Below are 9,377 nucleotides of genomic sequence, written 5' to 3'. Positions count from 1 at the left end.
TCGGAATGCCGACCACCTGACCTTCTGCCGACCATCCGATCGAGCAACCGGCGCGCACCCGGCACCGGGGAACCCGCGGGCGTTATGAGGTCGATCAGGGGCCGGGCGCGTGCCAGGATCGCCGGATGACCAGCGCCTACAGCGTCGAGATCCTCGACGACCCGGCCGCCGTCCTCGACGTCGCCGGTGACCTGCTCGCCGCGGAGCCCGTGATCTGCAGCGTCGTCGCCACGGTGACCCACCAGGCCGCGCGGACGTTCGCACCGGGCGGGCCGCGCCCCGCGCACCCGATGTGGTGGGCGGTCGTGCGGGACGGCGGCGGCGCCGTCGTCGCGCTCGCCATGCGCACGATGCCGCACGCGCCGCACACCGTCTGGGTGCCCGACCTGCCCGAGGACGCCGCCCGGCTGCTGGCCCGCGCTGCCCTGGAGCACACCGCCCGTGCCGGCGACGCGCCCCTGGTCTCGGCGAACGGCCCGGACCAGGCCGTGCGCGCCTACACCGACGAGGTGCTGCGGGCGACCGGCGGGACCGCGCACGAGGACCGGCCCGACCGGCTCTGGGAGGCGACGCGCATCACGGAGCCCGACCCGGCGCCGTCGGGCCGCGCTCGCCTGGCCACGCTCGCCGACCTGGACGTGGTCACCGCCTGGTTGGACGTGTTCCACACGGAGGCCGACGCCCAGGCCGGCCGGGTGCCGGAGGAGGGCGAGGAGCCGCTGCGGATCGGCGGCGCCCGGGAGCGGATCGAGGAGGGCAGCGTCTGGCTGTGGGACGTCGACGGCGAGGTGGTGCACCTGTCCGCCGTGCGCCCGCCGTCGTTCGGCGTGGTGCGGATCGGCCCGGTCTACACGCCCGCCGCGCACCGCGGGCACGGCTACGCCCGGGCGCTCGTGGCCGACGTAGCGCAGCGGGTGCTCGACGCCGGGCACCGGGTCTGCCTCTACACCGACCGGAACAATCCGGTCTCCAACCGCGTGTACGCGGCGGTCGGATTCGAGCCGGTGCTCGACCAGGTCAACCTGGCCGTCGACCCGGTCGTGCGGCCGGGCCGGGCGGTAGCGTCCGCCCCGGAACGGACGCACCCGTCCGTTCCCGCGACGAAGGAGAGCTGATGGGACGCAGGGCGATCATCTTCCACGGGACCGATGCCAGGCCCGAGTGGATCTGGTACCCGTGGCTCGCGGACCGGCTGCGGGAGCGCGGGTACGAGGTCGAGACGCCGCACCACCCCGGGACCAACGTCGAGCCGGTCGCCACGTTCCTGCCGACCGTGCTGGACGCGCACACCTTCGACGCCGACACCGTGCTGGTGGGCCACTCGGGCGGGGCCGCGCTGCTGCTCGCGCTGCTGGAGCACCTCGACGTGACCGTCGCACAGGCGGTGCTGGTGGGCGGTTACTCGACCAACCCGAACCCCGGGCCGGAGCCGGTGCTCCAGGAGTCCTACGACTGGGACGCGATCCGCGCGCACGCCCGGGACCTGGTGTTCCTCAACTCGGTGACGGACGAGTTCGGCTGCGACGCCGAGCAGGGCCGCGCGATGTTCGACCGGCTCGGCGGCACGCTCGTGGTGCGCGACGACGGGCACTTCATGGAGGACACCCTCGAGATCGCGGACCGGCTGATCCCCTGACCCGACCCCGGTCCGCGCGGCTACCGGGCCAGGAACTCCAGCAGACCGCGGTTGAAGGCCGCGGGCTGCTCGATGTTGGTGGCGTGCCCGTCCTTCGCGATGACGGCCGCCGTGCCGTGTGGCGCGAGCCGGGCCGCCGCGGCCGCGTGCCCCGAGGGCCAGAGCTCGCTCTCGGCGCCCGCCACGAACAGGGCTGGCGCGTCGCACCGCGCGATCACCGGCCGCCAGTCGGCCAAGGCGTGGTCGGCGAGGACCTCCAGCTCCGGGTCGGTGATGGTGCGCGAGCCGCCGCTCATCGCGCGCAGCAGGCGCACGGTGCGCATCCCGCGCAGCCACACCGAGCGGCCGCGCCCGGTGGGCGGCGGACCGGCGGCGAAGTAGGTGTCGCGGTTCGACTCGTCGTAGCCGTAGTACCCGTACGGCCAGTCGGCGGTGTTGAGCATCTTCGGCGTCTGGTCCACGATCACGACGCTGCGCAGGCGGTCCGTGCCGACCTCGTCCACGTACGCCCAGACCGTGTTGCCGCCCATCGAGCCGCCGACCAGGGTCGCGTCGCGCAGGTCGAGCTGCTCCAGGACGACGCCGACGTCGCGAGCGCGCCGCCGCAACGTGGTGCCGGGCGCCATCGGCTCGGTGGCGCCGTGCCCCGGCAGGTCGACGGCGAGCACCCGGTAGCCCGCCCGCGCCAGCGCGGGGACCTGGAAGCGCCAGGAGGTGGCGGCCGCCTTGAACCCGGCGAGCAGCACGACCGGCCTGCCGTCGGCGGGGCCGGCCTCGGCGAGATCGAGCCGGACGCCGTCATCGGTGCGCAGGTGCATGCCGCCACAGTAGCCAGGGCCGGCGGCGGACCGCCCTGCGAGACGGACCGCCTCCGGCGGACAACCGCGACATACTGGCGGGCGATGCGACCCGAACGGCTCACTCCCCACGCCCGTGACCTGACGACCCGCTCCCTGGACTGGATGGACCAGCAGTGGGACCCGGAGGTGGGCCTGCTGCGAGCGCCGGAGGAGCCCGGCGGCGGGGGCGGCGCGCCCGTCGGCCACATGGTCCGCGAGACCAGCTGGTACGCGCTGGGGCTTCTCGTGCGGAACCTGCCCGCCAAGGACGGCGCCAAAGCCGATCTCGACCGCGCACGGCGGGCCCTCGGACGCGTCCTGGACCACCAGCTCGATGCCCCCGCCGAGCGGTTCCACGGCACGTGGCTGCGCGGTCCGCACGAGGCGCGCCCGACAGCGGACTCCGTCGAGTGGCGCGACTACGACCCGAACTGGCGCGAGTTCATCGGCACCACGCTGGTCATCGTCGCGACCGAGTTCCCCGGGGCCCTGGACGGCGAGCTGGGCCGCCGCGTGGACGCCGCGCTGCGGTTGGCGGTCGAGGGCACGCTGGCCCGCGGCGTCGACCCGCGCTACACGAACATCGCGCTCATGACGGCGTTCCTGCTGCAGGACGCCGCCGTCCGCCTGGGCGAGCCCGCCTGGGAGGCACCGGCGCTGCGGCTCGCGGAGCAGGTGCTCGTGCGGTTCCGCGTGGACGGGACGTTCGACGAGTACAACTCCCCCACGTATTACGGCATCGACCTGTACGCGCTGGCGCTGTGGCGGCGGTACGCGCACCAGCCCCTGCTGCGGGCCGGCGGCGCCGAGATGGAGGCGGGCCTGTGGCAGGACACCGCGCGGCACTACCACGCGGGCCTGCGCAACCTCGCGGGCCCGTACGACCGGAGCTACGGCATGGACCTGCGGCACTACGCCTCCGGGATCGGGCTGTGGATCTGGGCGGCCGTCGGGCGCGACCTGGCACCGTTCCCGGAGACCGGCCGGCCGTTCCGGCACGCGTGGGACCTCGCGCTCGGCCCGGTGGTCGCCGTCCTGGGCGCAGAGGTGCCGGACGACGCCCTGGCGCACCTGACCGGGTTCCGGGGCGAGCGCCAGGTGGACCAGGTGATCGTGCGCGACCCGCGCCGGGTCGCCACGTCGTGGGTCGGCGAGCGGCTGCTGGTCGGCGCGGAGGACGTCGGGGGCGAGCGCGGGAACCTGGCCGACCAGTTCCATCCGGCGACGGTGCACTGGGCGGTCGGGTCCGGGGCGAGCGACGGCGGGGTGGACGACGGCGGGGTGGGCGACGGCGAGACCGGGCGCGGTGCCGACGTCGGCTGGATCCGGCTGGTCAGCGACCTGGCCGTCGATGCCCGGGCCGAGGGTCCGTCCCTGGCCCTGGCCTGCGCCCGGCACGACGGCGGCGACCTCGCCCTCGCGTTCCAGGTCCGGGCCCCTGGCCTGGACCCGGCCGGGTTCGCGGCGGACCGCTGGGCGCTGCCCGGGCTGGAGGCGGCTGTACGGACGGAGGCCGACCTGGTCGCCGTCGAACTCGACCCGAGGGACGACACCTGGTGGGTCCGCTACGTCGCCCGTGCCGTCCCGGTGGGCACGGCGGTCTGGTTCAAGATCGACCTACGCGTACTCGCTCAGGAAGACTAGGAGACCGCCCAGACATGGAACGCAAGGTGACGGAGATCGACGGCTACCGCTTCCTCGGCTGGGGTCCGACTGCCACGCGATCGACGATCGGCTGGGTGATGCGCGCCGACCTGTTCGCCCGGTGCGGTCGTTGCGGCGGCCTGATCAGTCTCGACCCGGCGCTTGACGAGAACTGCCGCTGCGGCCGGCTGAACAAGGACTCCGCCGGGCGTTTCGGCTCGACTGACGGGGACGGCGACATCGCCATCTACACCACGGACTAGGCAACCTGTGCGGGAGACGCCGTCCGCTCCCTGCTGCGCTCGCTGCTCTGAGCAGTGCTGCCGAGGGCAGATCCGCCTCCCTGGGGGCTGCCCGCCGGGGCACGGTGGGCGCATGACCGAATCACCGAAGGCGCCCCAGTTCGGCGAACGCTCCCGCCGCGACCTGTACGAGCGGCGTGTCCTGGTCCTCGACGGACCGCTCGACGACGACAACGGCACGCTGCTGATGACGCAGCTCATCGCGCTGGCCACGGAGGACCCGGCGTCCGACATCGACCTGTGGATCCACTCCCCGGGCGGGTCGGTGCCGTCGATGCTGGCCATCCGCGACCTCATGCGCACCATCCCGAACGACGTGTCCACGCTCGTGCTGGGCATCGCCTACAGCGCGGGGCAGTTCCTCCTCTCGGCGGGCGCGCCCGGCAAGCGGCGCGCGCTGCCGAACGCCCGGGTCCTGATGCACCAGGGGTCCTCGGGGATCGCCGGCACCGCCGTCGACATCGAGCTGCAGGCCGACGACCTGCGGCACACCCGCGACACCGTGCTGCGCCTCGTTTCCGAGGACACGGGGCAGCCCATCGAGCGCGTGTTCGAGGACTCGCTGCACGACCACTGGTACACGGCCGAGGAGGCCCTCGAGTTCGGGTTCATCGACACGATCGTGAGCGGCTTCGACAACATCCGGCCGCGGGAGCGCGCCCGGACCGGGTTCAGCACGGCGACGGCCGAGGGAGACGCACGATGAGCAGCTACACGATCCCGAACGTCATCGCGGCGCACCCGCGGGGCGAGCGCATCATGGACGTCTACTCGCAGCTCCTGAGCGAGCGGATCATCTACCTCGGCACGGCGATCGACGCCGGGGTGGCCAACGCGCTGATCGCCCAGCTCATCCACCTGGAGTCGAGCAGCCCGGACAGCGACATCCAGCTCTACATCAACTGCGAGGGCGGGGACCCGAGCGCGGGCATGGCCATCTACGACACCATGCGCTACATCCGGCCGCAGGTGTCGACGACCGTGGTGGGGCAGGCCGTCGCCGTCGGCGCCGTGCTGCTGGCCGCCGGGGCCGAGGGCAAGCGGGCGGCGCTCCCGCACGCCCGCGTCATCCTGCACCAGCCCGCGGCGCAGGGCCGGGGCGCGATCCCGGACCTGATCCTGCAGGCGGACGAGGTGGTCCGGATCCGCGCCGACATGGAGGCCGCGCTCTCCCGGCACACCGGGCAGAGCGTGGGCACGCTGCGCACCGACACCGACCGGGACCGCATCTTCACGGCCGGGGCCGCGCGGGAGTACGGGCTGCTGGACCACGTGATCGAGCAGCGCTGACCTGGGCGGCCTGGGTCGGACGCCGTCCGGCCTAGGCCGCGAGCGCGAAGGCCGCCCGGCAGGTCGGCTGCCCCCAGGCGTCCTGGACGGTGACCAGCCGGTCGGCGACGGCGCTGACCAGGTCGACCAGGGTGATGTCCAGGGCTCCGGCGATCGCGGCGATCATCTCGCTCGACGGCTCCTTGACCCCACGTTCGATCTCCGAGAGGTACTGCGGCGAGATCCCGGCCCGCCGAGCGGTCCGGTCGAGGGTCTCGCCGCGCTCGTGCCGCAGCTGCCGCAGCCGCTCGCCGACCAGGTGCCGCCACAGCGGCTCCCGGCCGGGCCGGGTCGACGGCGGGGCGCCTCCCGGCAGGGGCGCCCCGTCGTGGGCTGCGGGCTGAGGCGGGGCGGTGTCGGCCATGCCTCCGAGGGTAGGGGCGCCGGCTACCGGGCGACGGCGCTTCTGCTGAGAGCAGCGGGCCGACCGCGCCGCCTAGCCACGGGGATCGCTCACCCGGGTGTTCTGGAAGGACGCGAACCGCCAGCCGTCGGTCGTGTCCACCGCGGTGAGCGTGATGACCGAGTCCCGGCTCGGGTCGGGCTGCCCGTCGACGGTCGACGTGCCGCCGGAGACGATCAGCACCACGCCGTCGGCGAGGGGCCGCAGCTCGGCCTCGTCCGCGAACGGCGCGAGCTTGACGGGCATCCGGAACAGCGCCCGGTGGCCCTCCTCGATCGCGGACCGGCCGCGCATCCGCAGGCCGAAGAAGGTGATGTAGTCGGCGTCCTCGGTGAACAGGTCGGCGTACGCGGCGGCGTCGCCGTCGTTCCAGGTGTCGGTCAGCCGGTGCAGCAGCAGGCGCACCTGGTCGGTCGCCACGGTCGGGACAGTGGTGTCGGTGTCGCTCATGAGTTCCTCCTGGGTTGGGTGCCGGACGGTTCTGCGGTGGGCGTTTCTGTGGTGGGCGCCGTGGTGGCGGACGGTTCGCCCAGTACCTCGTCGAGCAGGTCGTTGCGGACGCTGCCGGACCAGTCGAGCTCACCGCGCTCGATCCGCTCCAGCACGGTGCCGATCCAGTCCAGCTCGGCCTGCTGGACCGCGCGTTCGTACTCGAGCTCGAGGAGCAGCACGGCGGGCAGCCCCTCGTCCTGGAGCGCGGCGAGCTGGCCGGTCAGCGCGGTGACCGCGCCGCTGATCGTCGCGGCACGGGTGCGGAGCGCCGCCCGGGCGGCCGCGGCCGGCAGGCACCCGAGCAGCGAGACGGCCGCGACGAACGTCCGCCGGTCCAGCTCGGGCACCTCGATCAGGGAGCGCAGGCGCGCGGCGAGCTGGGCGCGCCCCTCGTCGGTGATCCGGTAGACGGTCCGCTCCGGGCGGTGCCCTTCGCGGAGCGTCTCGGCCGGGGCGATCAGCTCGTCCCGGGTCAGCCGCTCCACCGCGTGGTAGAGGCTCCGCGGCAGGCCCGTGACGTAGTCCTTGTGCGTCTCGACGATGAACCGCTGCAGCTGGTACGGGTGCCCGTCGCGCACCGAGAGCATCGCCAGCACCGTGAGACCGACCAGATCGTGACTGCGGGGCATCCGTCCTCCTTGTTAGTGCAGATTGCACTATAGCGTAGCGCACTATGTGGATGGCCGGGAGTACACGCAGGAGATCAGGCACTATGGAGGCATGGCTACCGACCTCTGGATCACCGGCGACCCCGACACGGACCGGCTGCTGAGCGACGACCCGTTCGCCCTGCTGGTCGGCATGCTGCTCGACCAGCACGTGTGATACGTAGCATTAGCGCGCTACGCTCTCGGGCATGAGCGACGTCCTCACGCAGCTACGAGAGCGAAAGAACGGGCTACGCCTCGTCCCAACGGCTGCCGATGCCGACCCCGTGGCCCCCGTCGTCGGGCCGTACGCGCGTATCTCGGACGCCTACGAAGACGCGGAGACCGGCGTCACCGAGGGTGGCGTACAGCGACAGATGAAGGTCAACCGGCTGCTGACGGAGGCGCGCGGCTGGACCATGGCGGAGCGCGAATACATCGACAACAACGTGTCCGCCTTCAAAAAGCAGGTGATCCGGGACGCATTCAACGACCTGCTAGAAGATCTTGCGGCGGGCGCGATTGACGGCATCGTGTGCTACAACCTGGACCGGCTCGCGCGGCGCGTCGATGATCTAGAACGCCTTATCGCGATCTACGACGATGGGCGGCGTGCGGGCCGTCAGATGTATTTCGCGACGAATGAAGGTTCGATCGATCTTTCCTCCGACGACGGAATCACGCTCGCCCGCGTAATGGTGGCTTTCGCCAACAAGGCAAGCCGGGACACAGCACGCCGCGTGGCACTCAAGCATCAGGAAATGCGCGACGAGGGCCGGAAGGTCGGTGGGGGCCGCCCGTTCGGGTGGAACTGGGAGAACGACAAGGGAGAGCGGGAGTATTCGCTACATCCCGAGGAAAGCGAAGCACTCAAGTGGGCAGCCGCCGGACTACTCGACGGCACCCAGAACTATCGGAAGATCATTGCCGAATGGTCAGAGCGTGGACTCACAACGCCACGCGGTCGCTCCTGGACCCCCATCGCCGTGAAGGGCGTTCTATCCAGCCCTCGCATGGCCGGGTGGCTGGTCCATAAGGACAAGATCGCTGTTCACTCGACTACGGGCGAACTCATCCGGTCCAGCGCCCCAGCGATCCTTTCGGACGATGATTTCGAGGCGCTGCTAGCAGTCATGGCCAGGAAGCGCGATGGGGGGTCGAGTGACGCGTCGAACCGTAAGCGCTACCTACTCTCCGGAATCGTGCGGTGCGCAGAGTGCGGAGCAAAGATGGTCGGCAACCGCCGAACGGATAAGCACTTCTACTACGCCTGTCGCACGGGCAGTACTCGCGCCAGCACCGGTGCGGACGCCTGTGGGAAGGTGAGTGCTAGCGGCTGGGAAGTGGACCGAATGGTGGAGGAACTGTTGGTGCCGATCATCGTTGCCGAGACGGCATCGGTCCACACGGATTCCGCAAAGCCCTTCCAGAGGGAACTACTGGAGCTGCAAGACGAACGCGATGCGCTCTTGCTGGCATACAGGGAGAAGCGCGCGCCAAGCGATGCAGCACTTCCCCGACTGGCAGAGATTGACCGCGAGTCGGGAGAAATGCGCTCACAGCAGGCGGAATGGCTGCGATCGCAACGCGTACTTTCACGGTCACAGGGCGTAACAACAGAAACGTGGCCCGACCTCTCTTTGGAAGAGAAGCGGGGCCACGTCTTGGATTTCATCGAGGCTATTTACATTTCAGTGGCTACGCGGCGCGGGAATACGTTCGACCGCTCTCGGGTGTCCCCTCCTGTCTGGCGTAAGCGAGTCGGCGGCGCTGAACCGATCGGCGCTGCTCCTCGGTGACCTCCGGCATGGTCGCCCGTGCCATCTCCAGCCACTCGTCAAGCGTCATGAGGCGTTCCTTCGGGGCCGTCACAGTCACGTCGTTGCTCACTGCCGTTCCTTCCGTCGCGCCCTGGGTGCCTGGGGTTTTTGCCGTCCCAGCCGTCCCAGCGGGTTTCTCGGTGTATCTGCGCAGGTCAGCGGCTCTTCTTGGTGGTACGGGTAGTCCCGCTCCGACCCGTCCCAACCCGTCCCCGACCCGTCCCAAGCCGCTTCCCGTGGGACGGGTGGACGGGTCGGGACGAGT

11 protein-coding genes and 1 pseudogene are annotated in these 9,377 nt (G+C 71.4%); 8 read left to right on the top strand and 4 right to left on the bottom strand.

Annotation, left to right across the window (positions count from 1 at the left end; genetic code table 11):
• The first annotated feature begins 125 nt into the window (after window positions 1-125).
• Together ACFU5G_RS14440 and ACFU5G_RS14435 are read left to right on the top strand one after the other, a co-directional pair.
• On the top strand, window positions 126-1,115 hold the full coding sequence (locus tag ACFU5G_RS14440) for a GNAT family N-acetyltransferase (RefSeq protein ID WP_377245589.1): 990 nt from the start codon (window positions 126-128) through the stop codon (window positions 1,113-1,115).
• A complete protein-coding gene (locus tag ACFU5G_RS14435) occupies window positions 1,115-1,636 on the top strand; it encodes an alpha/beta fold hydrolase (protein ID WP_377245586.1) in 522 nt (173 codons plus the stop codon). The genes ACFU5G_RS14440 and ACFU5G_RS14435 overlap by 1 nt, the downstream gene beginning before the upstream one ends.
• A gap of 20 nt (window positions 1,637-1,656) precedes the next feature.
• Here ACFU5G_RS14435 and ACFU5G_RS14430 read toward each other — a convergent pair whose 3' ends face one another.
• Window positions 1,657-2,454, bottom strand: coding sequence for an alpha/beta fold hydrolase (locus tag ACFU5G_RS14430; protein ID WP_377245583.1), 798 nt, complete (start codon window positions 2,452-2,454; stop codon window positions 1,657-1,659).
• A gap of 84 nt (window positions 2,455-2,538) precedes the next feature.
• Between ACFU5G_RS14430 and ACFU5G_RS14425 the strand changes: the two genes are divergently transcribed.
• The 4 genes from ACFU5G_RS14425 (at window position 2,539) to ACFU5G_RS14410 (ending at window position 5,711) form a co-directional block, all read left to right on the top strand.
• On the top strand, window positions 2,539-4,119 hold the full coding sequence (locus ACFU5G_RS14425; RefSeq protein ID WP_377245580.1) for a hypothetical protein: 1,581 nt from the start codon (window positions 2,539-2,541) through the stop codon (window positions 4,117-4,119).
• Window positions 4,120-4,133: 14 nt separating this feature from the next.
• Window positions 4,134-4,382, top strand: a complete 249-nt coding sequence (locus ACFU5G_RS14420) for a hypothetical protein (protein ID WP_377245577.1) — start codon at window positions 4,134-4,136, stop codon at window positions 4,380-4,382.
• A gap of 112 nt (window positions 4,383-4,494) precedes the next feature.
• Window positions 4,495-5,127 (top strand): ClpP family protease, encoded by a 633-nt coding sequence (locus tag ACFU5G_RS14415; RefSeq protein ID WP_377245574.1) that lies wholly within the window; start codon window positions 4,495-4,497, stop codon window positions 5,125-5,127.
• Window positions 5,124-5,711 carry a ClpP family protease gene (locus ACFU5G_RS14410; RefSeq protein ID WP_377245571.1) on the top strand — a complete coding sequence of 196 codons (588 nt, stop codon included), beginning with the start codon at window positions 5,124-5,126 and terminating at the stop codon, window positions 5,709-5,711. Before ACFU5G_RS14415 ends, ACFU5G_RS14410 begins: the two co-directional genes overlap by 4 nt.
• 31 nt (window positions 5,712-5,742) lie before the next feature.
• Here ACFU5G_RS14410 and ACFU5G_RS14405 read toward each other — a convergent pair whose 3' ends face one another.
• The 3 genes from ACFU5G_RS14405 to ACFU5G_RS14395 all read right to left on the bottom strand — a co-directional run bounded on the left by ACFU5G_RS14405 (window position 5,743) and on the right by ACFU5G_RS14395 (window position 7,274).
• Entirely contained in the window at window positions 5,743-6,114 is a 372-nt protein-coding gene (locus ACFU5G_RS14405) for a helix-turn-helix domain-containing protein (protein ID WP_377245568.1), read from the bottom strand.
• Window positions 6,115-6,186: 72 nt separating this feature from the next.
• A complete protein-coding gene (locus ACFU5G_RS14400) occupies window positions 6,187-6,603 on the bottom strand; it encodes an SgcJ/EcaC family oxidoreductase (protein ID WP_377245565.1) in 417 nt (138 codons plus the stop codon).
• Window positions 6,600-7,274 (bottom strand): PadR family transcriptional regulator, encoded by a 675-nt coding sequence (locus ACFU5G_RS14395; protein ID WP_377245562.1) that lies wholly within the window; start codon window positions 7,272-7,274, stop codon window positions 6,600-6,602. Before ACFU5G_RS14395 ends, ACFU5G_RS14400 begins: the two co-directional genes overlap by 4 nt.
• A 91-nt stretch (window positions 7,275-7,365) precedes the next feature.
• Here ACFU5G_RS14395 and ACFU5G_RS14390 point away from each other — a divergent pair.
• A pseudogene (locus ACFU5G_RS14390) lies at window positions 7,366-7,467 on the top strand (Fe-S cluster assembly protein HesB); the annotation flags it as partial.
• Between the two features lie 34 nt (window positions 7,468-7,501).
• Complete coding sequence (locus ACFU5G_RS14385) at window positions 7,502-9,091, top strand: recombinase family protein (protein WP_377245559.1); 1,590 nt, start codon at window positions 7,502-7,504, stop codon at window positions 9,089-9,091.
• Window positions 9,092-9,377 lie beyond the last annotated feature (286 nt).

Origin of the sequence: Promicromonospora sp. NPDC057488 (genome assembly GCF_042802395.1) — a bacterium.
In the GTDB taxonomy this organism is placed as follows: domain Bacteria; phylum Actinomycetota; class Actinomycetes; order Actinomycetales; family Cellulomonadaceae; genus Promicromonospora.
The sequence above is the reverse complement of the archived record's forward strand: the minus strand, read 5'-3'. Positions and strand labels throughout refer to the sequence as shown.